This is a genomic window from Candidatus Culexmicrobium sp. (assembly GCF_058356305.1).
In genome coordinates, this window is sequence record NZ_JBTVBB010000017.1 from 85,803 (window position 1) to 111,665 (window position 25,863).

At 36.5% G+C, this 25,863-nt stretch carries 27 protein-coding genes, 1 tRNA gene and 1 pseudogene; 15 read left to right on the forward strand and 14 right to left on the reverse strand.

The window, feature by feature from the left end; all coding sequences use genetic code 11:
• Position 1: 1 nt before the first annotated feature.
• On the reverse strand, positions 2-3,364 hold the full coding sequence (locus tag ACW8TM_RS05560; protein WP_491532310.1) for a DNA-directed RNA polymerase subunit B: 3,363 nt from the start codon (positions 3,362-3,364) through the stop codon (positions 2-4).
• Positions 3,348-3,590 carry a DNA-directed RNA polymerase subunit H gene (locus tag ACW8TM_RS05565; protein ID WP_491532276.1) on the reverse strand — a complete coding sequence of 81 codons (243 nt, stop codon included), beginning with the start codon at positions 3,588-3,590 and terminating at the stop codon, positions 3,348-3,350. Before ACW8TM_RS05565 ends, ACW8TM_RS05560 begins: the two co-directional genes overlap by 17 nt.
• A gap of 284 nt (positions 3,591-3,874) precedes the next feature.
• Between ACW8TM_RS05565 and ACW8TM_RS05570 the strand changes: the two genes are divergently transcribed.
• Positions 3,875-4,687 carry a V4R domain-containing protein gene (locus tag ACW8TM_RS05570; protein WP_491532277.1) on the forward strand — a complete coding sequence of 271 codons (813 nt, stop codon included), beginning with the start codon at positions 3,875-3,877 and terminating at the stop codon, positions 4,685-4,687.
• A gap of 430 nt (positions 4,688-5,117) precedes the next feature.
• On the forward strand, positions 5,118-5,996 hold the full coding sequence (locus ACW8TM_RS05575) for a V4R domain-containing protein (RefSeq protein ID WP_491532278.1): 879 nt from the start codon (positions 5,118-5,120) through the stop codon (positions 5,994-5,996).
• A gap of 115 nt (positions 5,997-6,111) precedes the next feature.
• Here the strand turns inward: ACW8TM_RS05575 and ACW8TM_RS05580 are convergent, their stop codons facing one another.
• The 5 genes from ACW8TM_RS05580 to ACW8TM_RS05600 all read right to left on the reverse strand — a co-directional run bounded on the left by ACW8TM_RS05580 (position 6,112) and on the right by ACW8TM_RS05600 (position 10,203).
• Positions 6,112-7,206, reverse strand: coding sequence for a M24 family metallopeptidase (locus tag ACW8TM_RS05580; protein ID WP_491532279.1), 1,095 nt, complete (start codon positions 7,204-7,206; stop codon positions 6,112-6,114).
• Positions 7,207-7,269: 63 nt separating this feature from the next.
• Complete coding sequence (locus ACW8TM_RS05585) at positions 7,270-8,628, reverse strand: hypothetical protein (RefSeq protein WP_491532280.1); 1,359 nt, start codon at positions 8,626-8,628, stop codon at positions 7,270-7,272.
• Positions 8,629-8,987: 359 nt separating this feature from the next.
• Positions 8,988-9,164, reverse strand: a complete 177-nt coding sequence (locus ACW8TM_RS05590; protein WP_491532281.1) for a hypothetical protein — start codon at positions 9,162-9,164, stop codon at positions 8,988-8,990.
• Entirely contained in the window at positions 9,157-9,312 is a 156-nt protein-coding gene (locus ACW8TM_RS05595) for a hypothetical protein (RefSeq protein WP_491532282.1), read from the reverse strand. The genes ACW8TM_RS05590 and ACW8TM_RS05595 overlap by 8 nt, the downstream gene beginning before the upstream one ends.
• 246 nt (positions 9,313-9,558) lie before the next feature.
• Complete coding sequence (locus tag ACW8TM_RS05600) at positions 9,559-10,203, reverse strand: cupin domain-containing protein (RefSeq protein WP_491532283.1); 645 nt, start codon at positions 10,201-10,203, stop codon at positions 9,559-9,561.
• A 280-nt stretch (positions 10,204-10,483) separates the two neighbouring features.
• Here ACW8TM_RS05600 and ACW8TM_RS05605 point away from each other — a divergent pair, with 280 nt between their 5' ends.
• The 5 genes from ACW8TM_RS05605 to ACW8TM_RS05625 all read left to right on the forward strand — a co-directional run bounded on the left by ACW8TM_RS05605 (position 10,484) and on the right by ACW8TM_RS05625 (position 15,250).
• A complete protein-coding gene (locus tag ACW8TM_RS05605) occupies positions 10,484-11,599 on the forward strand; it encodes a pyridoxal-phosphate dependent enzyme (protein WP_491532284.1) in 1,116 nt (371 codons plus the stop codon).
• A gap of 87 nt (positions 11,600-11,686) precedes the next feature.
• Positions 11,687-12,943 carry a YeiH family protein gene (locus tag ACW8TM_RS05610; RefSeq protein WP_491532285.1) on the forward strand — a complete coding sequence of 419 codons (1,257 nt, stop codon included), beginning with the start codon at positions 11,687-11,689 and terminating at the stop codon, positions 12,941-12,943.
• Positions 12,944-14,455 carry a nitrite/sulfite reductase gene (locus tag ACW8TM_RS05615; protein ID WP_491532286.1) on the forward strand — a complete coding sequence of 504 codons (1,512 nt, stop codon included), beginning with the start codon at positions 12,944-12,946 and terminating at the stop codon, positions 14,453-14,455. It abuts the gene before it with no gap.
• Positions 14,445-14,696 carry a sulfurtransferase TusA family protein gene (locus ACW8TM_RS05620; protein ID WP_491532287.1) on the forward strand — a complete coding sequence of 84 codons (252 nt, stop codon included), beginning with the start codon at positions 14,445-14,447 and terminating at the stop codon, positions 14,694-14,696. Before ACW8TM_RS05615 ends, ACW8TM_RS05620 begins: the two co-directional genes overlap by 11 nt.
• A gap of 11 nt (positions 14,697-14,707) precedes the next feature.
• Positions 14,708-15,250: a hypothetical protein gene (locus ACW8TM_RS05625; RefSeq protein ID WP_491532288.1), complete on the forward strand. Its 543-nt coding sequence runs from the start codon at positions 14,708-14,710 to the stop codon at positions 15,248-15,250.
• Between the two features lie 35 nt (positions 15,251-15,285).
• On the opposite strand, the gene ACW8TM_RS05630 is transcribed toward ACW8TM_RS05625, so the two are convergent.
• The 3 genes from ACW8TM_RS05630 to ACW8TM_RS05640 form a co-directional block, all read right to left on the reverse strand.
• Positions 15,286-15,924, reverse strand: coding sequence for a metal-dependent transcriptional regulator (locus tag ACW8TM_RS05630; RefSeq protein WP_491532289.1), 639 nt, complete (start codon positions 15,922-15,924; stop codon positions 15,286-15,288).
• A 166-nt stretch (positions 15,925-16,090) separates the two neighbouring features.
• The gene (gene feoB / locus ACW8TM_RS05635) at positions 16,091-18,037 is read right to left on the reverse strand and encodes a ferrous iron transport protein B (protein WP_491532290.1); all 1,947 of its coding nucleotides are present in this window, start codon (positions 18,035-18,037) and stop codon (positions 16,091-16,093) included.
• A 317-nt stretch (positions 18,038-18,354) separates the two neighbouring features.
• Positions 18,355-18,831 (reverse strand): PaREP1 family protein, encoded by a 477-nt coding sequence (locus ACW8TM_RS05640; RefSeq protein ID WP_491532291.1) that lies wholly within the window; start codon positions 18,829-18,831, stop codon positions 18,355-18,357.
• A gap of 129 nt (positions 18,832-18,960) precedes the next feature.
• Between ACW8TM_RS05640 and ACW8TM_RS05645 the strand changes: the two genes are divergently transcribed.
• From ACW8TM_RS05645 to ACW8TM_RS05660, 4 genes are all read left to right on the forward strand, one after another.
• Positions 18,961-19,203, forward strand: coding sequence for an ArsR family transcriptional regulator (locus tag ACW8TM_RS05645; protein WP_491532311.1), 243 nt, complete (start codon positions 18,961-18,963; stop codon positions 19,201-19,203).
• Complete coding sequence (locus tag ACW8TM_RS05650; protein WP_491532292.1) at positions 19,204-20,130, forward strand: ABC transporter ATP-binding protein; 927 nt, start codon at positions 19,204-19,206, stop codon at positions 20,128-20,130.
• Positions 20,131-20,137: 7 nt separating this feature from the next.
• The gene (locus ACW8TM_RS05655) at positions 20,138-20,890 is read left to right on the forward strand and encodes an ABC transporter permease (RefSeq protein ID WP_491532293.1); all 753 of its coding nucleotides are present in this window, start codon (positions 20,138-20,140) and stop codon (positions 20,888-20,890) included.
• Positions 20,891-21,215: 325 nt separating this feature from the next.
• Positions 21,216-21,377, forward strand: a complete 162-nt coding sequence (locus tag ACW8TM_RS05660) for a hypothetical protein (protein ID WP_491532312.1) — start codon at positions 21,216-21,218, stop codon at positions 21,375-21,377.
• A 1-nt stretch (position 21,378) separates the two neighbouring features.
• Here ACW8TM_RS05660 and ACW8TM_RS05665 read toward each other — a convergent pair whose 3' ends face one another.
• Both ACW8TM_RS05665 and ACW8TM_RS05670 read right to left on the reverse strand, forming a co-directional pair.
• Entirely contained in the window at positions 21,379-21,810 is a 432-nt protein-coding gene (locus ACW8TM_RS05665; RefSeq protein WP_491532294.1) for a type II toxin-antitoxin system VapC family toxin, read from the reverse strand.
• Positions 21,789-22,016: a type II toxin-antitoxin system CcdA family antitoxin gene (locus tag ACW8TM_RS05670; RefSeq protein ID WP_491532295.1), complete on the reverse strand. Its 228-nt coding sequence runs from the start codon at positions 22,014-22,016 to the stop codon at positions 21,789-21,791. The genes ACW8TM_RS05665 and ACW8TM_RS05670 overlap by 22 nt, the downstream gene beginning before the upstream one ends.
• A 202-nt stretch (positions 22,017-22,218) precedes the next feature.
• On the opposite strand from ACW8TM_RS05670, the pseudogene ACW8TM_RS05675 reads away from it, so the two are divergent.
• Positions 22,219-22,361, forward strand: a pseudogene (locus ACW8TM_RS05675) (DUF433 domain-containing protein).
• 429 nt (positions 22,362-22,790) lie between these two features.
• On the opposite strand, the gene ACW8TM_RS05680 reads toward ACW8TM_RS05675, so the two are convergent.
• Positions 22,791-23,510, reverse strand: coding sequence for a hypothetical protein (locus ACW8TM_RS05680; protein ID WP_491532296.1), 720 nt, complete (start codon positions 23,508-23,510; stop codon positions 22,791-22,793).
• Positions 23,511-23,609: 99 nt separating this feature from the next.
• Here ACW8TM_RS05680 and ACW8TM_RS05685 point away from each other — a divergent pair, with 99 nt between their 5' ends.
• Entirely contained in the window at positions 23,610-24,200 is a 591-nt protein-coding gene (locus tag ACW8TM_RS05685) for a hypothetical protein (protein WP_491532297.1), read from the forward strand.
• A 16-nt stretch (positions 24,201-24,216) separates the two neighbouring features.
• Positions 24,217-24,888: a hypothetical protein gene (locus ACW8TM_RS05690; protein ID WP_491532298.1), complete on the forward strand. Its 672-nt coding sequence runs from the start codon at positions 24,217-24,219 to the stop codon at positions 24,886-24,888.
• 134 nt (positions 24,889-25,022) lie between these two features.
• Here the strand turns inward: ACW8TM_RS05690 and ACW8TM_RS05695 are convergent.
• Positions 25,023-25,095 (reverse strand) — tRNA-Asp (locus tag ACW8TM_RS05695).
• A 179-nt stretch (positions 25,096-25,274) separates the two neighbouring features.
• Between ACW8TM_RS05695 and ACW8TM_RS05700 the strand changes: the two genes are divergently transcribed.
• On the forward strand, positions 25,275-25,863 hold a 589-nt coding region (locus tag ACW8TM_RS05700; protein WP_491532299.1), incomplete at its 3' end, for a hypothetical protein.

A 25,863-nucleotide genomic window follows, 5' to 3' on the forward strand; every position in this document is an offset into this window, starting at 1 on the left:
ATCACACCCTATCACTCAAAATCAATCTAGGAGCAATACAAAGACTCATAAGCTCCTGTAACAAAAGCTTAAAGGCATAAGACATAACTACAGGTGAAACCTTAGCCTTATCACCACAAAGCCTACACGAATACTTCTCTCTAACTCTATCATAATAAGCTATGAAGCCACAATTCTCACAAACATAAACAACAGTCCTATCAGACTCATCAAGCAAACGCTCCTTCAAAAGTAAAGCTGCACCATGACCAATAAGACAATCCCTCTCCATCTCACCAAAACGAAGACCACCCTCCCTAGCCCTACCCTCAGTAGGCTGACGAGTCAAAATTTGAACTGGACCCCTAGCTCTAGCATGAATCTTATCTGAAACCATGTGATGAAGCTTCTGATAATAAACAACTCCAATGAAAACTTCAGCCTTAAGCATTTGACCAGTTCTACCATCATATAAGACTTCACATCCAGTAGGCTTAAATCCAAGCCTCTTAAGAGCCTCCCTTAAATCCTCCTCCTTCTCACCACTAAATGGAGTACCATCAACAAATCTACCCTCCAAGGCTGCAACCTTACCAGCAATACTCTCAATTAACTGTCCAATAGTCATTCTAGAGGGAATAGCATGAGGATTAATTATTAAATCTGGAATAATTCCATCCTCAGTAAAAGGCATGTCCTCCTGTGGAACAATTAAACCTATAACACCCTTCTGACCATGCCTTGAAGCAAACTTATCTCCAAGCTCAGGAATACGATAATCACGAACCCTAACCTTAACAAGCTTATCACCCTCAGAAGTCTTAGTAATCATAACAGCATCAACAACACCCTTCTCCCCATGACGCATACTCAGAGAAGTTTCCCTCCTAATCCTACTTGTAACTCCAATACCCCTAGACTCCTCAAGGAATCGTGGAGGACTAGTCCTACCAACAAGTACATATCCACCAGAAACCTCAATTTCAGGCTCAATAATTCCATCCTCACCGAGAAACTGATAAACCTCAGCAGTCCTATAACCCCTAACATCAGGCTGAGGAATCTCTATTAAATCAACTTCACCGCCAGGATACTTTCTCTCCTCAATCTCATAGCATCTAAAGAATGAAGAATGAGCTAAACCCCTCTCAATAGCAGACTTATTCAGAATCAATGCATCCTCAATATTATATCCACTATAAGATAGAACTGCCACCACAAAGTTTTGACCAGCAGGACGCTCATCATATCCAATAACATCCATAGCCTTAGTCTTAACTAGAGGCTTTTGTGGATAATGAAGTATATGTGAACGAGAATCCATCCTCAACTGAAAATTAGCTGAATAAAGACCCAGAGCCTGCTTAGCCATAGCAGCCTCATAGGAATTTCTAGGAGATTGATTATGCTCAGCATAAGGAATAATAGAAGCACAAATACCGAGAATAGTTGCAGGAGAAATCTCCAAGTGAGTATGCTCAGGAGTAACATCTTCAGGATTCAAGGCAATATAAGCGTTCTCCTCCTCCTCAGCATCCAAATATTCAATTAAACCCTCACTAACCAGGTCACTCCAACTCCACTCTCCACGCTTAACCTTCTCAACATGTTCACGGGTAAGCTTAATCTCACCATCCTCAACGACAATTAATGGACGTCTAACTCTACCTCTATCGCAATTAACATAAACCTCATTTATATGCTCATCTTCATAATGAGCAATATTAACTTCACTAGAAAGTCTACCCTCCCTCCTCATACGTCTAACTTCTATACATAAAGCCTTAGGATCAGTATGAATACCAATCAACCTACCATTTAGAAAAACCTTAGCACCCTTAATTCTCTCTTTTCTAGCCCTCTCAAGAGGCTCAACACCAAGTCTATAAAGTAAACGCTCCACAAATCTCTCATCAAAACCAACAGATATAGTAGCCATTAAAGCTAAATTCTTAACCAAACCACAATTCGGCCCCTCAGGAGTCTCATTTGGACAAAGCCTACCCCACTGAGTTGGATGTAAATCTCTAGCCTCAAAGTGAGGCTGACTTCTACTCAATGGAGAAACAACACGTCTAAGATGACTCAAAGTAGAAAGATAATTAGTTCTATCCAATAGCTGACTAACACCAGCCTTACCACCAACCCAATTACCAGTAGCCAAAGCATGCCTCAAACGCTCAGTAATAACGTCAGCCCTAACAAGAGTAGTTACATTAACTCTCCTACCCCTACTCCTAGCTCTTTCAAGCTGATACTTAACATCCCTACAAAAACTCCTAAAGGCAACTCTAAACAAGCTCATCAAAAGGTCTCCAGCGAGCTTAAGTCTCTTATTAGCATAGTGATCCTTATCATCAGGCCTACGTCTACCTAAAACAAGCTCCAAAAGCTTCTCAGCCATCTGACCGAGAAAGTACGCCTTCTTCCTTCTATCCCTAGGCCTATTACCGAGATGGGGAAGGAAATATTTATCTAAAACTTGCTCAGCACGCTGAATACGATACTCCTTAGTCTGGCCAATAGCAATTCTATTACCAATATAATCCAATGCATCCTTAACCTCAATAATAGCTGAAGCTTGCTCAATAGATGGAATCAACAACTGTTGAATCTCATGGTCATCTGAAACAGCCTCAACAATCTCCTTATCAGTCTTCAAACCTAAAGCACGCATTAAAATTACAAGGGGAATCTTACCTGGAATAGATGGGAAAGAAACATGAAGAGTACCATCCTTAGAACGCTCAATAGTAACTGGAACCCTATAACCAGCAGAGGAGGAAAAAACCTTAGCAACATGAGTAGAAGAAGAACCAGGCCCCGCAACATCAATCAAAATCCTATTAACAGCTAAATCCTCCTGAGCAACCAAAACACGCTCAGAACCATTAATAATAAAGTATCCACCAGGATCCTCAGGATCCTCACCCCTAGCAATCAACTCCTCCTCACTCAAGCCATGAAGAAGACACTTAACAGACTTAACCATAATTGGAAGTCTACCAATATAAACTCGAACAGGCTCACCCTCAATACCATTCTCAACTGGAATCATAGTCAAAAACATTGAAGCAGCATAAGTCAAATTCCTCAATCTAGCCTCCATGGGATAAATAGGCTCCTCAGATCCATCAGCCTCCCTAACAGTAGGCTCCTTAACCTCAATTGGACCCAACTTAATACTTAAACCAGGAATATCAGTTTCAATAACACCCTGCTCAGAAACAATCTCCTGTAAACCACTATTAACAAACTCATTAAATGAATCTAAATGCTGTCTAACCAAACCCTTCTCCCTAAAGAAAGCCTCAATTAAAACCCATCTATCCTCATGAGTCAAATTAAACGACAAAAAATCACCCCCATCAACCAGGAATAACATATCTATAAATAACAGTGCGACCAGCAGTTGGACTACGCCTGACAATCTTAATTAAATCCCCAGGCTTAGCACCAATAGCCCTAGCAGCAGGATCAGAAGCCCTAATCAAAGGAAGCAAGTTAGGCTTAACACCCAACTCTCTAAGCACCCTCTCCTTCTCCTCCTCAGACAGCAATATATGCTCTGGAACCAATTCATGATCAAAAATATTAAACTTTCCACCCATATCCAACACCCAAAACAATTACAATTAAACCCATTAATCTCAAACCTACACTACACTATAAAGCTAACCTTAAACCAAGTAAATCAAACCAATAAATATTTCGCTAAACAGAAATTAAAATTTTAAATAAAACAGGCAATAAACTCACAATCATAGAAACAAACATACAAAAAAATAGCAACAAACCAGTTAACCTTAACCTTAAACCTCCACTTAAAGCAAGAGTTACAACAACCTATATCTGTAAAAAATATAAAGTAAATAATAGAAAGAAAGTGATAAAAATGAATAAAATTTACAAACCATACAAAATAGACTCCTTCTATCACTCCCCCGAAAAAGACATAATAGGATTCCACTTCACCCTAGAGCCAAAGGCAATTGATGTACCAGGAGTAATAATAAATCTATTAACAGTATTCTCAATGAACGATATATCAATAATAGGCTTCGATATCTCACAAGTAGAGCCAAATCAACCCATCGAAGGCTTCATATATGTTGATGTGACTGAGAAACAAGTAGATCCAAAAGAGTTACTTCAAGAATTAAGAGAAAGACCATACATAATAGATGTGAAAATAATAGAGCCAATATTTAAAGGAGTAATATGTGACACCTACTTCTTCCCACTATATGCACTAGGCGAAAGAGCAATAATATTCATTAAAAGAGGATATGAAGGAATAATTAAGAGAGCTAGACTTGAACTAGGCTCAGCCTTCAAGACACTACTATACCTACAAGGATATGACATGGGAGCAAATGCATTTCAAAGAGGACACATAAAGATAGCTGGAAGAAAACCTGAAAAACTAATAAGGCTATTCGAAGAATTATTCCAGCAATCAGGCTTCGGAATAATGAAAACAGAAAAAATAGACCAAAAAAGAAAAGAAGCAACAATAAAAGTTTACGAACTATTTGAATGCGAATTATTTAAAGGATCAAACCAATGTGAATCACACCTAATAAGAGGACTGTTAGCAGGATGGTTCAGCCAACTATTCAAAATAAAAACAGTAGCAATAGAAGAAAAATGTATAGCTAAAGGAGATCCATACTGTCAATTCAAAATAAAACCAGTAACAAGCTAACCAAATCCATTATAACCTTCAAATACAATTTCAACTCAAGAATCAATTAAATTATAAATCACAGAACACTCACACCTAATACATCTAAGTCACATCCAAACCAATCTAATAAAATCAACTAGGAAGAGATATAAAATATCCAACCACTTAAAAAATAAAACACAGTAAATTATAATCCTCAACAAAACATTTCAGGGAAAACTCTTAAAATCTTAACTCCATCAACCATAAAGTTAATCAAGCTAGACGAAACATTCTAACAATCACAATCCATATGAAGAAAAGAGAAAATAAAAGTTAAATTACCCATTAAACCCCAAAGCATCAAAGGAAGCTAAGATATTAAAGCTGAAAACATAAAATAGAAAAATAAAATAATTTTTTATTTATTAATAGTTATTAAATAATATAGAATAATAGAGGAAAGCATATGAAGAAGGAAACACATCCAACAACTATATACAGGATTGGAACATTCCTCCACCTACCAAACAGAGATGTTATAGGATTCCATTTTTCCATAGATCATAAAGCAATCGATAAACCCGGCGTATTAGTAAGCCTCCTCTCCACCTTCTCAATGAGAAAAATCTCAATAATAGGCTTCGACATATCCCAAGTAACCCTAAATACACCAATAGAAGGCTTCATATATATCGACACCACTAGAAGAAAAGACATAAAGCCAGAAGAATTAATAAACGAGATGAAAAACAAGCCATACATATTAGATGTTAAACTTATAAAACCATTATTTAAAGGATTAATATGCGACCCCCACTTCTTCCCATTAAACATGTTCGATGAAAGAGCAATAATACTCTTAAAAAGAGAGTATGAAGGAATGATGAAGCAAATTAGAGAGCAACTTGGATCAGCAGCAGAAACCCTACTATACCTCATTGGATACAGTATTGGAACAAGCTACTATGAAAAAGGGACAAGGATAATAGCAGGAAAAGACATAAACAAAATTATCACACTAGCAAAAGAGTCAATAAAACAAATAGGCCTCGGCATAGTAGAGATAAACGAAATAAACATAGAAAATCAAGAATCTATAATAAGAATATACAATTCATTTGAATGTGAGTTGTTCAAGGAATCCAACAAACCTGAATCACACTTCATAAGAGGAATATTGGCAGGATGGTTAAGCCAACTATTCCAGACAAAAGTAAATGTAACCGAAGAAAAATGTATAGCTAAAGGAGATCCATACTGTCAATTCAAAATAAAATTCATAGGAGAAGAACAGAGGATAAAAGAAATATTAAAGGCTATCAACAAAGCTCTAAAATCAAAATAACATCCCCACCCCCTCAACAATATAATTCAACCAAATAGCTAAAATTAAATGTAGCATTAGAAAACCACTTAACTCTAAATCTATGAAGAACACTATAGCATAAGATGAAAAACCATTATAGAGTTATAGAACACCTCAAATCAGTCAATGATTCACATCCATCTTTAGTACAAAGAACAGTGTCTTCAATTCTAACTCCAATCTCCCCAACAATATATATGCCAGGCTCAATAGTAAAGGTCATTCCCTCCTTCAACTTCAACTTATTACCCCTAACAATATATGGATGCTCATGAACCTCCAATCCAATACCATGACCCAATCTATGAATAAAGTATTCTCCAAATCCTGCTTCCCCAATAATTTCTCTAGCAACCCTATCAACACTCTCACATGCAACACCAGGCCTAACATAGCTGAAGGCAGCTCTATTCGCCCTTAAAACAATATTCCAAATTCTCCTCTGCCTCTCTGTAGGCTCACCGAAAACAATAGTTCTAGTTATATCAGAGTAATATCCATCTACTATTGCTCCAGCATCAACTAAAACAACGTCACCCCTCCTCAACTCACGCTTACTCGGAGAGCCATGGGGAAGAGCAGCCCTCTCACCAAACAAAACTGTACAAAAGGCTGGAAGTCCACCAAGCCTCCTAACCTCACCCATAATTATAAAGCTAAGTTCAAGTTCACTCAGCCCATCCTCAAGAACCTCAAATCCAGCTTCAACAGCTCTACCTATAATCCTACAAGCACTCCTAATCTTCTCAACTTCATCTCCACTCTTAATCATCCTAAGAGAGTTAATTACATCAGTAACATCAACAAATGTTACATCTGGAAGAAGCCTCTCAAGCCTCTTAACCCAACCCCAAGGAGCCATCTCACAAACACCAATACGCCCTTCAGCTAAACCCCTCCTACACATATTATCTGCAATCAACTTGAAGGGATCCTCCCACTCCCTCCAAACCTCCACACACTCAATCCAAGGCCTCTGACCCCTAAGCTCCTTCTCCAATTCAGGAACAATCAAGACAGCCTCACCGTCAGAGGGAATTAAAGCCACAGAAGGACGCTCAGAAAGACCAATCATAAAACCAGTTAGATAATAGAGATTTACACCTGGAAAGAGAAGTATGCCAACAACACCCATCTCCCCCATTAACTCAACAGCCCTCAAACACCTATCCCTAAAAACTCCACTCAAGGCAATCACCAAAATAAATTGGACTAGAAAACTAAAATCACTTATCATAAATTAAACTTAAATTTAACTTGAAAATGTGTATGTAAATGTCTTCTCAGCAATAATAGTTCCAGTTCCATCCCTCAAAATTATAGTTATCTCAAAGGTTTTACCCTTTAAAGAGTCACGGAATAGATAAATCCACTCATTAGTCTCATTACACCTCCAACTTGAAAGGGGCATAACACTAAATAGGTGTCCCAACTCTCCTGGACCTATAAGTCCAGCTCTAATTATCCTACCTGAACTTGGATATGATTTATAGAAGCTATGAGTTGAATTCCTAATAATAACTTCAACAGATTGAATATATGCCACCTCTTCACCCAAATTTTTAATTATCGGCTCAATATTAGACAGACAACTCCTTCCCTTAACCCAATCACTTTTACGAATAAAGCTAAACTTTAATAGGTAACCTAAAATTTTAATCTTATTTGATGGAGATGGAATACTTCTTCTCCCCGTACTTATACTTGTCAAAATCCAAGAGCCATTGAGATTTTTGAAGGTCAACTCCATAAAGGGAATACGTTCATCACCCTTTAATAAATAAATTGTCCCCTTAGCCTCAACCCCCCTCTGCCAATTCAATTCATAATCAATACCCTTAAGATTTAATGCTCTAGCAAAATGCTCTAAAGCTTCAATAGCCGAAGTAGGTAATTTAGGTTTAAAAGTATAAGTAAAAATGAATTTTATCGGAACATTATAGCCAACAATTCTCCTAATAGAATCAATAACCAGTCCATAATCTCCATTAAGCCTCCAGAGCCATATCTCTAAAAAGCCATCTTTAAAGCTCATACCATAAATTGAATCACGAATAAATTTATCATCAACCCCCTTCAGCCTCTTCAAAGCATTCTTCAACAAATCAACATTCCATGTAGGCTCACCGACATAGAGACAATCCCTCCAAACCCTCTCACTAAACTCGATTGGCAAATCAAAACCAACAACACTCCTAACACTAGCCATCACCTCATCAGTCAAGTTACCTCTCAAACCAACCCTCAAAAGCCCCCTTCTCAAATCTATACTAAAATAAAAATCCCCATCAAATCCTAACTCAACCAGTAAATTATATGCTTTACAAAGCCTTTCAATAGAAGCTGGAGGTTTACCTACAATAAGCTTCTTCCACTCCAATTCACGAAACAAAACAGGTATATGATAGCCAACAATCTCCCTCACAGGCTTAACATATGCTGGTTCCATATCCTCAAAAGCAACAATCAAACATCCAATTTCATAGTCAACATCGACAAACCCTATAGGCAAACCCATAGCTCTAAGAAGCTCAAGCCTTTCCTTCAATTTACCCATAGCCAATTGAAGACCTTCAATAAAAATTCTAGACCCCCAATACAAAAAAGACATAAAAATAACATTAGCAGAAAAAAGCACAATCAAAAAAACTGTGAAAATTAAACTCCAATTAAACCTCATACAAGCTAAAATTCACATTCAAACCTAAATTTATTACCTTAATCAAAAACTAAACTAATAAAGAGGAAAAGAACTACCAACTTAAAATTAAAATAAGGTAAAATCATTTAAAATCAGTGTCTACTTTCAATTAGAAAGAATAGCTCTCATCACACATCAATTCTAAAATAAGATCTATAAATCGAAATGAAAAGCAACAAAACTTAGATTAACTCAAGCTTCAAATCACTTCAAACATTCCTAATAAAATCAAACTGTCTATCACTACTCTTAAAAGTCAAACTCCTAAACTATAAAGCCTTGGGAAACTCCATTACATTCAAAAATAGTAGTAAAATCTCTAGAACCCTAACTCCACGCCTAAACTTATTAATTAAGATTCCAGTATTGTAGAGAGCCTCCTCCAAATCCAACTCCCTTGGCAGTTCATAAAACTTGACAGCATCATCCAAACTAAGTTTATCCAAAAACGCTCAAATCCTCTAAAAGCTCATCACTAGAAATAACACTCTCAATATGCCTTAAATAATCCACAATAGCACGCCTAGCAACCTCACTCCACCTAACCTCAGGATACCTCTTCATACGCCTATAAACATCATCAGGAATACTCAAAGTTATATTCAGCATCACAAAAAAGTGAGAACACATAAATGTAAACATAACACTAGACGACGACACAATAGACATAACACCTACACATAGACACAATTAATAAAGTCTGGATGGAAATTTAGCCACATCATAATACTAAATTTGCTACTCCACTATAACACAAGATCATTCAACACAACATAAACTAGGCTAATAAAATGGATGAAGCTTTATAAAGTCACATAAAGGAAACCCTTCAATGAACTCTCACCGAGCCTGCCAAACCATCCGAATCAACTCTACATCCTCCTCAGTCCAAATTTGATGAATAAAGTTTGGAGGAATATAGGTCACCATACTAGCTTTCAAGTAGAATTCCTCATCACCGATAACCACCCTCCCTTCCACCCTCAGAAATATGAATATCTCCGGCCATGAATGCGTTGCACAGGTCCTATTAAGAATATCTCCACCTTTTATCAAATACCAAGCTAAGTGAAGGCCATCCCAGTAGACTAGATGTATTGGATGTGCTCCATGAGCCAATCCAGCAAACTCCAAGGTAAGCCTCTCAACCTTAACCCTTCCCGGAACAAAAAAGAAGGTGAAGAAGGCTTTTAAAGCCTCCAAAATACGCTCATCCTCACTATACAATTCAAACTTCACCAATCCCCTTTCATCTGCCTTGCCCCTAGCTGAAGACACGAAGACACCCACCCAACCCTCAAATATGCCCTTGAAAACTTTGCTATCCATCAATATTTTAAAGTCGGGATCAACACAATCCTCAACAACCTCAAATCTATCCCTAACAACAATTACACTCTCACCTGTATCAGTAAGCTCAACACAACCCATAACCACATCTAAGCCAGCCCTCAACAATGAAACATAAGGCAAGGCATCATTCAACAATCTCTCCAATAGCACCCATAAAACTATTCATACAAACCACACCCAAATAACTCTCCACTAAACACAGAATAAATCTATTGAAATCAACACTCAAAATAACACAAAGTAAATAGTAGAACTCAACCAACTTCCCACTATTATTTTAACCAACTTCTTAATAGCCCTAAAACTTCTTCAATTAGAAGTTAAGCCATATTTAATCCCTAATCCAAGAAGCACAAACCCCAAATTATAGGGGAAATTTTATAAATATATAACACTGTTATAATGATTGATCATGATGATTGAAAACATCGTTAAAGGCCTCTACAACAAAGATCTCAAACCAATACCTTCAAAGGAAATAGAATTAGATAATGACTCAACAATTATAATTAAATTAGAATATCCATTAGATTTTACTACAGATCCTCTAAGAACTATAAAGCGTAAGCCTGCATCATTACTTTTACATGATCTTCTTGAAAAAGGCTATATACGATCCGGCAAAAAACTAATTACCGCATCATCCGGAAATTTCCTAAGAGAATTAGCTCTAAGAGCCTTAGAACTGGATTTAAAGATTATTGGAGTTACACCTCCAATAATACCTGAAGAAAACTTAAAAATATTGACAGCCCTAGGCGTTGACATAATTCATGTATCTAAAGAATATGATTTATGTCCTAGGGAAACTACCGTTTTCTTCACTCGAGCCTTAGCTGAGAAATATCACCTACAATTAGTAAATATTGACCAATACTATAGCTGGCAAAATGTTCTATCTCACCTCTTTATGACATGGAGAGAAATCAAGGAGATTGAGGACCTAGATTACATCTGTGTACCCCTAGGAAGTACGGGAACTTTCATGGGAATATGTCTAGGAAACCGCATGGATAATCATGAAGCAGAAATCATAGGAATACAGCCACCGAAAACCCACCACATCCCAGGAGTTCACTACGTTGTAGGTGATTGTGAATGGAGTCCAGAAATATTCTCACTCCTCCTAAATAGAAGAATAGTGACAGTAGGGGATACTGATGCCTATGCTGGACTAATAAAACTTTGGGAAAACGGTATATATGCAGGACCATCAACTGGAATGACCTTCATATATGCTTTAAAATTAGCTAATAAAGTCCAAGACAAACGCATACTAGTAATATCAGCTGATAGTGTATTTGCATATAGAGATTACATTTTAAACAACCTTGAAAAAATAAAAGAAAGTGTAATCAGGAAATATCCAGAACTAAAAACCAGCTTAAATGAATATGTTAAATGGCTGAGAAATCAACCAAATCTTGAAGAGAGAGTTGAACTCATCAAGAAAACCTATAAGCCAAAGATTGAGGAAGGAAGAGTATATGAAGTCCCTGATGTAATGTCAGTAGAACTACCCTTCTAGTATTCTATGACGATTTATTAACTAAAGTTGAGAACTAGAGAAATCTATAAATATAACACTGTTATATAACACTGTTATAGATTTTATATGTCAAGGAAAATTGTGTTGTCAGAGGACTGGTGGTCTTTGATAATAGGGGGAATAATATTAGCACTAGCATCTTACGGTGCAGTAACATGGATGCCAGAAATTAAAGTATGGACTGAAAATCCCATAGAAATATTGAGCTCAACAAATCTAGCTTCAATAATTTCAGTAGCAATATTCATATTTCTAATAACCTTACCAGCTATAATAAATATGAAGAGTAATTCTCTGAAATCTTATTTAATTGCATTCCCCATCATATTCACAATTTCCTTTCTAGGTATCCTCATATCACGCCAAGAAATTGTAAGTAAATTTGGACTTGAATATGTTATATGGGCCCTTTTATTCGGCCTATTAATTGGCAATATTAATCCTTTCAGTCAACTTAGAGAAGCTGCTCAAGCTGAACTATATATTAAAATTGGTTTAGTACTACTTGGTGCTGAAATACTATTTCAAAAAATTATTTCAGCTGGAGTTAGAGGATTAATTCAAGCTCTCCTAGTTGTCATAGCAGTATGGTACTTCTGCTATTTCCTAGCATTAAAGTTCGGGTTAAAAAAGTCATTAGCATATATAATGTCTACAGGAGTTTCAATATGTGGTGTTTCAGCTGCTATAGCAGCTGGAGGAGCAGTTAAGGGTGACCCAAAGGAAGTTAGCTTTGTAGTATCTATGATCCTGTTGATTGCTATTCCAATGATAATAATCATGCCATTTACAGCACATATAATGGGACTTAGTGATGCAGTAGCTGGAGCTTGGATTGGAGGTACAATAGACACTACACCTGCAGTAATTGCAGCTGGCGCTCTCTTCAGCTCAGAAGCTATGAAATACGCCGTCATAGTAAAGCTTTCACAAAATGTTCTCATTGGATTTGCAGCCTTTATAATCGCTCTCTACTGGACTTTAAATATAGAGAGAAAGAAAAGTGGAAAACCAAGGTTAATTGAAGTATGGTATAGATTTCCAAAATTTATACTCGGCTTCATAGCTACCTCACTCATTTTCTCCACAATAATGATACCTCTTATGGGTAATGACAAAGTAAACAGCATCCTAAGTGTAACAAAAAGTTTTAGGAAATGGTTTTTTGCATTAGCATTTACATGTATAGGATTAGAAACAAAGCTTTCAGAATGGACTTCAATGAGTAATGTAAGGCCATTAATTATATTTTTAATTGCTCAAACTTTCAATATTCTCCTAACCTTAACAATAGCCTCAATTCTATTTGGAGGGATATTTTAAATGAAAGCCCAAAAAAAATCTCATAACATTAGTGTTGAAAAAATCCAACTCAAAATTAGAGATATAGAGAGATTTGTTGGAAGATATGCCCTAGGATACGAGAGGGGAGAAGGTTCAAGACACTTTCTAAGAATTAAAATTGTAGGAGCTGAAATTACGGTAGAGCAAGCAAGAGTAATAGCTGAACTCTCAGAGAAATATGGTAGAGGTTACTTGGAGGTAACCACTAGACATAGCATTCAACTCCATTGGATTAAAGATGAAGATGCTCTCGAAATATTCTCTAAACTTGAAGAAGTCAATCTAAATACGGATATGTGTGGTCAAGCCTTCCCTGAAGCAAGATATGGCGATGTTAGAAACATTGTCACCTGTCCAGTTTCAGGTATTCAAAAAGGAGAACTATTCAACACTATACCTCTAGTTAGAAGAGCTGTAGAATTCTTTACAGGGAAGCCAGAATACCTAGATTTACCGAGAAAGTTTAAGATAGCAGTCTTAGCTTGCCCTCTAAATTGTGTCAGACCTGAAATTAACGACCTAGGTTTAGTTGCTGTTAAGTCCAAATATGGAAATGGCTTTACAGCTTTCATCGGCGGAGGCATAGGTAGACCTCCAATGCTAGCTAAACCAATGAACGTATTCATAGAGGTAGATGAAGCCCTTCACTTCATGAAGACCATGGTTGAAATTTATAGAGACTATTGGACACGTGAAAGTAAGGCTAAAGCACGTTTCAAATGGATGGTTAATAAATTCGGTGTAAATGGAATTAGAAAGTTAGTTGAAGAACACATGGGTAAAAAGTTAAAGCCATTCAACACTGAAAAACTAAATATTTCATGGAGCGATCATATAGGATGCCAACCACAAAAACAAGAAGGATTATACTTTATTGTAATTCCAACCTTCACCGGAATCTTAAAGGTTAAACAATTTAGGAAAATTATTGAACTCGCCGATAAATATGGAAGTGGAAGAATAAGAGTTTCACCACTTCAAAAAATAATCTTAATAGACATTCCTGAAGATAAACTGTCCACCATTCAAGACGAACTTAAAAGCATTGGATTTAATTTAAATCACCCTCCGATTCGATGGACTACTCTAGCATGTCCAACCAATTTCTGTGGTAAAGCCTTAGAAAACGTTAAGAAGAAAGCCCTAGAAATTGAAGAACACCTAGAAAAAACCTTCGGTTCAAAAATTGAAAAATTAAAAATAAGATTAGCTATTAGTGGTTGCCCGAACAGTTGTGCCCATCACATGATAGCTGAAATAGGTCTACAAGCTACTGCAGTCAGAGTCAATGGAGAAATCAAGCCAGCCTACAACATATACCTAGGTGGAAAAACCTCTAAGATCTCAAGGCTCTTCCTAAAAAACGTGTTATCTGAAAATGTTAATTATGAAGTTGAGGAAATCATTAGAAAATATCTGAGAGGACCTCACGAGAATTTCCGTGATTTTGTTGAAAAATTATTTGAGGAGGTATTAGCCGATGGAAGTTGAATTTAAGGAAATTGGAGAAGGCAAATACCTATTAAGAATCATAGGCTATGCATGTCCATTCCCAACACTATACACTTTAAGAGCTCTAGATCAAATGAAATCTGATGAAGTACTTGAAGTCATCACTGATAGTCAACCATCCTGCAAAACTATTCCTGAAACAGTTGTCAAGAGAGGACACAAAGTAATCGATGTAAAGCGAATTGAACGCACCCTCTGGAAAATCATAATAAAAAAGTAGGGGGAGGAAAATTGAAGACAAAGGAAATATCTCTAATAGCTATCTTTTCAGCCCTATGGATAGTCCTTCAATTGTCACTAGGAAAATTCATAGGTAGAATATCAATTGGACCAATATCATTTCACGGTGCTATCAACAGATTAGTAGGCTGGATGGTTATGGTCATATTAGCTGAAAATGTTACAGGCTTCGGGAGAATAACCCTCATGGTTACAACTGCTACAATTATAACTAGAATCCAGAGAGTAAACATCTTTGAGGCATTCATCGTTGGTTTAGGATATATTCTTGCTGGACTAATTTTCGATATACTAGTAAACTTGAAGAAAAATAGAGGTTTAATCTTCTATCTACTAACTGGTTTAATTTCCGCTTTCATAGCAGTAATTCCCTATTGGATCTCAAAAATCTACTTTCTAGGACTTGCAGGCTTCACAATGACCTTTCCAATATATGCATATAGAGCCATTAAAAGCATTCTTCTAAGCATAATAGGTGTGAAACTAGGCGTATCAATAAACTATATTTTAAGACATGCCAAAGTTAAGGATTAAAAGAGATTTCATAAAGAGCTTTAAATCATTAAGAATTAATGGCTTAAAGCTTTAATAACATTAATAGACCTCGCAAGATCCTTATCCAAGGCTATTTGCGTATTACCAATCTGAACAATATAAGATGGAAATTTTCTTAGGAGCCTAATCTTCCTTCCAGGCGCAATTCCCAAGCTTATCATCCTACTCATCAACGCAGGATTCTCACTGTAGACGTAGCTTATTCTACCCTCCTCTCCAGGATCCAATTCACTAAGATTATACACTAATCTTTCAATTTTATCTTGATTTTTAATGCAACATTCCCCCCTCGGTATAGGCTTTCCATGTGGACATATAATTGGATGCCCCAGTAAAGTACAAATTGCTTCCTCCAATTCCATTGTGACTGCATGTTCAACACTGCAAGTGGCCTTTTCATATAGTTCTTCACTCATTCCCAAGACATCTGAGAGAAGTCTCTCAGTTAACCTGTGAAGCCTCACCATCTTCCTACCTTTATCTTTACCCTTCTCAGTAAGAAGAATCCTACCATTCTCTATTGTAATATATCCCTCATCTTTCAATTCAAAAAGAATGGAACGATCCAATTGACTTACCTCTACTTCACCTTTATTTTCCATGAGAGTTATCCATAGCTCCCTCAATACATCTTCACTTCTCTTCTTTTCCATTAAGTATAACCCTCCTGCCCAATTATTCTACTACTCATTGGAAATTCATAGCCACAGTTTGGACATTTAATCAATCTACATTTAAATTTCAAAGGGCAACTCCTACATAGATGAAGAGCTTCCTCCATTTTAAATTTAAATCCACATAATGGACACTGCATAAACTCTAATACCCCCAAAGAGATGCTAAATAATTGACTAAATAGCCCATTATAAAGGCTAATGGAATAATGAAGAGCATGATTGATAAAGCAGTTTTCCACCCCCTCTCCTTAACCATAACAGAGAATTGAGCTATACATGGCACAAATAGAGTTATCGTCACCATAGACGTTAAAGTTTGTCTAGCATTAAGTTTCCCAGCAAGTTTAAGATCATAAAAGCCAGCTGCCCCATAATCCCTCCTGAAAAATCCGTATAGAAAAGCTACTGAAGCCTCCTTAGGAAGACCTATAAAGATTGTAGGTATAGATAGCAGTGAAATAACTATGTCAAAAAGACCAGTAATTCTCCCAACCCATATTAAAATACTTGCAAAAATGAAAAGCGGTATAACTTCCTTAAGATACCATTCAAGCCTAGTCCATGTCTTCATTAAAATATTACTTGGCCTTGGAATTCTCAAGGGAGGAAGCTCCATTATAAAATAGGAGCACCCCCCAGGAATCACTTTAGATGCCGAGTAAGATACTGTTAGAACTATCAACGAGACAATAAAAACCCAAATAATTAAACTCTTAAAATCCGGTAGAAGACCTAAAATTACTCCAAGTTGAGCTGAGCAAGGAACACCTAAAGCAAGCATTAAAGTTGTAAGAATTCTCTCCTTTCTAGTCTCCAAAGTCCTAGTAACAACAGTAGCCATAGTATCACACCCCAAACCCAAAATTAAAGGTATAATTGCCCTCCCACTCAAACCAATCCTCTTCAACAATCTATCAAGCAACAATGCTAAACGTGGAAGATAACCTGAATCCTCCACAATCGAGAAAGCTATGAAGAAAAGTGATACTATTGGAAGTATAATTGCAAAAGCATACCTAAAACCTAAAGTGATAATACCATACTCACCACCTAAGAGCTCATAAATCCATGGATGAGGAGAAAACTCAATTAAAAAACTATTAACCACAGGGTTGATAATCTCTCCAAATAATTTCTCCTCAATAAAATCAACAATAATCTGCGCACCCAACACACCTACAAACAAGTATAGAAGGGAAAGAGCAAAAATCAGAAATATAGAGCCAGTAATCGGATTAACCATTAAATCACTTAATTTTTCAGAAATTTTCCCTCCAACACTCTCTACAAAATAAACCACATCATCCAAAATCCTAGTAGTTTCATCTCTAAGCTTCAACTCTAAAGCTTGCTGAAGACTCATCCTAACATCCCTAAACTCCTCCACCCTATCTATAATCAAATCACCTTGAGATTCTCTATCTAAAACAAGTTTTCGAATTTCTTCATCACCAAGAAGCAAAAGAATTGCAATCAACCTTTTAGAAACAGGATAACTCCCCTTTAAAAGCGATTCAATACTCAAAACAACATTTTCCAACTCACCCTTAAACTGCAGATGAAAACGCTCAACTTCAACTCCATCAACAACCTTCAAAATAGCATCCTTCAAATCATTAATTCCAACACCCATAGTTGCAATCGTCGGTACTACAGGAATTCCAAGTTTACACTCCAACTTTTCAAAGTCAATTTTCAAGCCAATTCTCTCAGCCTCATCAACAGCATTCAAATTCAAAACCACATTAAAGCCAGTCATCATCAACAGAAAAGTCATCCAAAGAGAACGATCAATATTCTTCGCATCGACAACATGAACTACACAGTCAGGCCTCAATTCGAAAAGAATCCTCCTAGCAACTTTTTCATCCTCAGTTAAAGCATACAATGAATACATTCCAGGAGTATCAATTACGAAAACATCATCCCTCCACTTCAACCTACCAACACTCACATCCACAGTAGTACCAGGATAATTCGAAATCCACGCATACTTACCAGTCAACCTATAGAATAACGCACTCTTACCCACATTAGGACTACCCACAAGTGCAACTATCCTCTTCCCCTTAAAGCTTCCAACATCCAAAATCTCATGTCCATGTCTAATTTACAACCCCTCCAAATTCCTCATAAATCCAACTCTCATAAGAAATATAACAGTGTTATATAAATCTAATCCACGCACATAAGATCAAAACATCAACTCAAAAATGAAGAAAATAATATAAAACCAATAAAAAGAAAACTTGACCCATAAAATCCAACCCCACCCCAAATTTAAAGAATAAATTAAATTACATCTCTACCATTAATACAGGCCACACCCCAACAACAATCCACTAAACACTGAAATAAATCTATTGAAATCAACACTCAAAATCATATAATACAAGTAGCAGAAACTCAGCCAACCTTCTCCGCTATTTTTTTAACCAACTTTTCAACAGCTTTCAAAGCCTCTTCAACATGCCACCTTGTAGCCCAACCCTCATAGAAGTTAGTATGCATAGAATTAGCGTGAGCCCATGAAGATGCAATCCAATCCCCCATATCACCAGCTAAAACCTCACTATACCTCCACAGCTCCCCATGAGAAGTAATTTTCTTCCCATCCCTAGCATAGGCATAAGCCTTAACAGCCAATGCACATGCACCCCAAATTTTCTCAGAAGCCTGCCTCAAATTACCCCTATCAAGCTCAACTCTAGCCTGATCCAAAAGCTCCAAAGCAGCCTTAACATACCTCCTAGCCCTCTCATTAGGATCAATATCCTCAGTAGCAATCTCAGCAATAAACTCCTCCAAGGACATGTCACTCGCCTCAGCTCTCCTCCTCAACTCCCTAGCAATAACACTAGGAAGAATAATAGTAACAGACAAACTAAACCCACAATACAAGTAACAAAAAACCTATATAAACGTGATAATCAACCTAAGACGCATTCTATAACATTCCTTCTCAGAAAGCTCCAAGAAATTCTAAAAATCTTTAAAGCACTCCACTGCCCAATTAGATGGACAATAATTAAGTCACTAGCGAATAAAAAGTTAACCACAAATGAAATTTTCAATTCGTTAAAGAATATGGGTGAAGACATTTCAAAATCAGCCCTCTACTACCATCTCTCAGAGCTAAGAGATGCTGGAATAATAGAGCTCGCTGAATATAGGGAGATGGGCAAAGGAGCACCTGAAAAAGTATGGAGGCTGAAAATCAAGGGAATAAAGATAAACTTCCTAGAGGACTTATAGATGATCTACACCATAGAAGTTGAAAACTTAACTAAAAGATTCAACGGAGTAACAGCAGTAAACCACATAAGCTTCAAGGTGAGAAAAGGAGAAATATTCGGCTTCCTAGGTCCAAATGGAGCTGGAAAAACAACAACCATAAGAATTCTAACTGGAATTCTAAAGCCAGATGAGGGAAGAGCAATTGTTGCAGGCTACAACGTTCTAGAGGAGCCAGTTAAGGTTAAGCAACACATTGGAGTTGTCCCCGAAGTATCAAATGCATATGTAGACTTAACCGCATGGGAAAACTTGATGCTAATCGGAGAACTCAACGGCATTCCCAGAGAAGAATGTACAGCAAGGGCAGTTAGACTTCTAAGAGAACTTGAACTCTACAAGGTTAGAAATAAACTTGTAAGAGGATTCTCAAAGGGGATGAAGCAGAGACTCCTCCTATGCATGGCACTGATAAACGGTCCAGACATACTATTCCTTGATGAACCCACATCAGGTCTAGACGTTGAAAGTGCAAGAAAAGTTAGAGAAATAATTCAACAGTATGGTAGAGAGGGAAAGACAGTCTTCCTCTCAACACACAACATGGAAGAGGCAAATCAGCTATGCCATAGAATAGCAATAATAAATCATGGAGTAATAGCAGCCATAGACACACCTGAAAAACTCAGAATGAAATATAGTGAACTACAATACATTGAAGTCCTATTCAACAGGCCCATCAAAGCAACTGAACTCTCAACAAACAAGCATGTGACAAAGGTTGTCTATGCCGGCAACAAAATTAGACTCTACACAAACACTCCAGGCAAAGTAGTCGAGTTTATAGTAGACTTCTCAAGGAAGAACAATCTAGAAATATTAAGCCTAAACACCATGATGCCATCCCTAGAAGAAGTCTACATGAAGTTAATAAAGGAGCAGGAGTAATGGAGAAATGAATCCTCTACTCGAACAAGTTAAACGCTCCATCACAATAGCCAAGAAGGACATAAAAATCTACTACTCAAAGGGGCCAGTAATAATATTCGGCCTAATCCTCCCACTCTTCCTATTCCTAGCCTACACCATAGGGAGGGAGATACCCATAAACGAAATGCTATCAAAACTAATAAGCATGACAGCATTCTTCACAGCAACATCAGTGGGACCATCAATAATACCATGGGAAACAAGATCAAAAACACTTGAAAGACTCCTATGCTGCCCAATAACCCTATGGGCAATCCTATTGGGAGACATGCTATCATCATTTATCTTCGGATTCCTAATAACACTAATACCAACAATCATGACATTAACCCTAAACATAAATCCAATAAACTTCATATCCCTAATCATAAGCTTAACCCTAGCAACACTATGCTTCTCAGCACTAAGCATACTCCTATCATCATACCCACCAACAGACATACCAGCAACCATCATGATAATCTCATCCCTCATAAAATTCCCATTAATATTCATAAGCGGAATCTTCATCTCAATAGAAAAGCTACCACCATGGGCTAGAATAATAGCTTCACTCTCACCCCTAACCTACTATACAGACCTAACAAGACAATTAATACTAAACAAGGGCTACTACCCACCAATAATAAGCTATACAGCCCTCACAATCTTCACAATAATATTCCTAACCACAGCAATAAAAATACATGAAAAAACACTAATGAAAAGAATAAGCTAAACAAAATAAAACATCAATAACATCCACTAAAAACAAAGGTTAAATAAAACAGTACATCCAAAGCGTTAAGCCTCACTTAACCATCAACAATTAATCCTCAAAAGAAATAAAAGTGAAGGTTAAATTCTATGAAAGCTTATCCTTCCCAATAATTTTAAAGGTCTCATTCATATCCAGAATCTCAAAATATTTTCGAAGAATATCACTAAAAGCCAACTCCTCATCCAAAATCACCTGAAACAGCTATATTAGAAACCCAACTAGAAACACTCTTAACCCCTAGAACTAAAAGAATAGCATATTGAATCTCATGCTAACTAAATCAATGAACGTATTTATAGGAATAGATGAAGCCCTCAATTTCATGAAGGATATGGTAGAAATTTACAGAGACAATTGGACTAATGTAAGTAAAGCTAAGGCTCATTTCAAATGGATGGTTAATAAATTCGGTGTAAATGGAATTAGAAAGGTAGTTAAAAATTAAATTATACTCCAACAATCCCCTCAATAAAACCCTCTAACGAGAGAATCTTGACACCAATAGAAGAAGCCTTCTCCCTCATCATCCCATCCTCACTAACCAAAACTAAACCCAACCTATCAGCAACAAAAATATATGAAGCATCATAAAAAGTAACATCCAACTTCACAGCAAGCTCCTCAACACCGACAACATCATCCACAACGTAAGCTTTAAGCCTACTGAAAATTTTAGCCCAACCCTCAACAACACTCCTCCAATCAGAAATCAAGCCACGTCTAACCTCAACCCAAACAGCATTACAAACCTCATATTTAGTCAAATCTAAAATTGAAATCACATCAATAAAATCATAAACACGACCACCAAGACGTTTAAAAAGAGGATATAAAGCTGAAGCATCAAAAAGAAAACCTAACTCCTCCTTCTCCTCCACTCTCTAATCACCCTCACAAACTCCTCCTCAGAAACACGCTTCATACCATCCAAAACAGCTCTAACAGCCTCTAAAAACTCAAGCCTCCTCCTACGCTCAACCTCCTCCTCCAAAGCCTTCTCCACCACTTCACGTAAATTAATACCCAGCCGCTCAGCCTCCTCCTTCAACTCACGTCTAACCCTAACACTAATAACAGCAGACATCAGTAAACAAATAAACGTATACAAAAATAAAGTTTACGAAAACAATAAAAACTAAACAAATATACATTAACTTAAGAGAGTTTACTCTAATAGCTGTCAGACTGAAATAATAATGGTTATAACTATGGAGAAAATAACAGTCAACCCATAAATACTAAGAGGAAAACCAGTAATCAAAGGAACGAGAATTCCAATCTACCTTATACTTGAACTCCTAGCCGCAGGAATAACATGAAAGACATCCTAAAAGAATACCCAGAACTAACCGAAGAAGACATAAGAGCAACACTCCAATACACATTTAAACTATTAGAACAGGAAATAATACTCCCATTAGAGGCATAACAAATGCCAAACCTCTCATAGATGAAAACATTCCAATAAGCATAGTTAAATGGTTAAGGAGAAAGATTTCAACACAGTTAGAACATCCCAAGTAAATCTAAAAGGTGCTTCAAAACGAAGAAATAATAAACCTTGCAAAAATGAAAAAGAATAATCATCACACTAGACCTAGACTTCACCTATACATATTACTCCAAAAGAGACTTTACAGTAACAGTAATAAGAGCAAAACCAACCACCCCAGAGAACATAAAAACACTACTATAGAAAACTCTAAAACCAAGACAAAATAACCAAAGGACTAATCATAATATCAAAGAAAATAAGAATGATAACCCAGCAATACACACAAAGAATCCAGCAATATCACTTAAAGCAAAGTAAAAGCCAAATTCAAAAACTGTAAACACCAATTATTTTCGACAATACCTATAATTTCATCTGAGAATAATCTAAACAAACACTTAATGGTGCCTGCTTCGCTAGTTCAAATATTTCAGAGCCAAACGCTTTATGCAAAGCAATGTAAAATCTCACTTCCATGGGTATTTTTCTCTTTCCAATAAATAACACCTCTTCAATATTATACTTAGCTAGAAATTCATGATACTCTTCAAACCAATCAACTCCAGATCTCCACAAATACAAGTTAGCCAATTCGCCTATACTTACAAATCTTGCTAATGCCCCAAAAAGACGAGTCTCACTTCTATACGAAATACAACAAACTTTAAATCTACACCTAAGCCACTCATCATAACAAACACTAAAATTCCTATACAAAACATAACCAGTCAAAAACTCAGTTAATCCCTCAATTAAAGGTTGAAGCTCGTCATAAAGCTCAGGAAGCCTACTATAAGCAAAAAAGGATAAAGCATGCAAAACCTCATGAAACACAGTCTTCCTACAATACTCCCCATGATACAGCACGATACTATTATCAACATAATTGTATCCGCCCCTCAACCTAGAAGTTCTACAGCGAAAATGAACACTTATCTTCTTCTCAGATTCAAATACTGTTAAATTAAGAGGAAAAGAGACTGGTAAGTTAAAGGTTTCTTTAATCGTTGAGAGTGCTTCGCCATATATTCTATTTTCTAATCTCTCTTCCACATAGTCATAATAGCATTTTTTGAAATTCAACGTAATCTCCAGTTAACCTTTAATTTTTCGCATAAAATATATATACATAACGTATAATAGAGATGTGTGTAGTATACTATACACATAATGGTGAAATAAATGTCTGAATATTTAGCAGAAAAATATGCGGAATTATTAACTAAAGGAGACACTATAGAGTTGTTTAAGCTAATCGAAAATAGGTTTGGCACCATAAAAGACGCATGCAAAGCAATCGGAATAGAAAGAAAAACCTTCTACGACTGGAAAAAAGCAGCCAAAGAAATAAAAGTCAAGACAAAAAGAAAAATTCTAAACTTCCTTCTAGAAGAACATCCAATAGACATCCTTGAATTCTTAACAGACAAAAGTGCCACAAGAACAACCGAACTATTAAAACTCACTCTATCAACTATCTATGAAAATGCCATTCGAAGCGAAAAAGAAGAATTTGAAAAACTAACCTCAAGATTCATGAATATACTACGTAGATATGATCAACCACTAACACAGCATATAGAAGTAGAAATAGGTGATATGATAAAAAGCCTCATAAGAAAAAGCGAAAGATATAACATTTTAATTGAAGAAGCAAAACCAAGCATAAAAATACTTCTCGAAATTACAAGCCCCTTAGAAAATCAAGAAAAATTGGAAGAAGAACCATTAACCATAACAACCTCTGGAACGACAATTTCAGGACAATCATAATTCAAGAGGTGAGAAAATGAAGGCAATCCCGTCACCCATCAAATACTTCCGAATAGCTGGTAAATACAATAATATCTTCACCATATTTGACCTCCATGAAATAAGCAACCTACTTCAAAAAATCGGCTATAACATTGTTAAACCACTACCACCACCACGTTACAACGTTAGAATAGGCTTTTCAGGTAACATAGCTCAAAAAGAGGGAAAAATCATAGTCGACGTCAATAGTGAAAAAAAGATCTTAGGAATCTTCTCTCAAGATCCATTACTCGCAATAAAAGAATTCATCACTATCGAAGACGCAATAAAAGAAAAACTCTTAATAAACTTAAAACCATATTTCTATGAAATACAAGCCGAAGCAGAAATACAAACTAAACAAAATCCGCTCAACACCCTATCAAATATCGGAGAAAAAATAGAAATAATCAAAAAATTCAACCATGTAATTAAAGGCATCACACTATTCAGTTTAAGACTTCGTCTAAAAAATCAAAAACCAGATTCAACAGAATGGTTAGACATACAAATTCTCCCATCAATAGTCCGAGCTGAAAAGACATATTTAATACAAATAGTATACCGAAGCAAAGACAGAGAAAAAGTGACACAATTTGGAGAAAAAACACTTGAATACATAACAGGATTAATTGAATGTATAGAACATGAATCAATTCATAAGTAATTAATAAACATTCAAAGCAAAACAAATACCAAAGAAAAACCATTTCATCAAACAAGATAACAGCTCAGGATTTATTCAGAATATAAATAGTTAACCAATCAAACAGAAATTAATTCAATAAAAAGAAAATTTAACGCCCCGGCCGGGATTTGAACCCGGGTCCCGGGCTCGACAGGCCCGGATGATAGGCCGCTACACCACCGGGGCTGTGTTTTATTTTTTCAGTATTTTTGTGAGTTTTGTTGATTTTTTGTTTGTTTTTCTCAGTAGAATGGATTTGTGGTTTCGTCTTTATGATTTTTGTTTGGTTATATAAGTTTTTTGTGTTGTTTGTGGGTTGTTTATTTATAGTGTTTTTTGGATTTTTTATATTTTGAGGGTTGTTGTTGATGGTTGGTTGTGTTAGGGTTTGTGATGGTTGTCCTTTTGTTGGTGTTTGTGGTTTGGCTGGTAGGAGTGGTGGTGTTTATTTTTGTCCTGGTGGTTTTGGTTGTAGGGTTGATGGTTCTGCTTTAGATTTTGTTAATAATTGTGGTTTGTGTGGGGTTGGGTTTTATTCTTTTGATTTGAGTGATGGTGTGGTTGGGTCTTTGTTGGAGTGGGTTGAGAGTGTTGGGAGGGTGGATGTGGAGTATATTGAGTTGCCTAGGGTTGTTCCTATGGTTTCTTTGAGGGATAGGGATTGTTTTGGGTTTTTGGGGGATTTAGGTGTTGAATGTGTTGTTGTTTCTTTTAGTGATCTTTTGGATTTGAGTGTGTTTCGTGAAGTTGTTGATAAGGGTGTTCATTATTTTTTAAGGTTTGATGGTAGGGTTTTGCTTTCTTCTGTTATGTCTGATGAGTTGATTGTTAGGGGTGATGTTTTTGATTTGTTTGGGAGGGTTGTGGTGGCTGGTGGTTTTGATGGTGTTGTTGGTTGGGATGTTCCTGTCTACTTGGATATGCCGCTTTATCATAGTTGGGTTAATTTGGTTA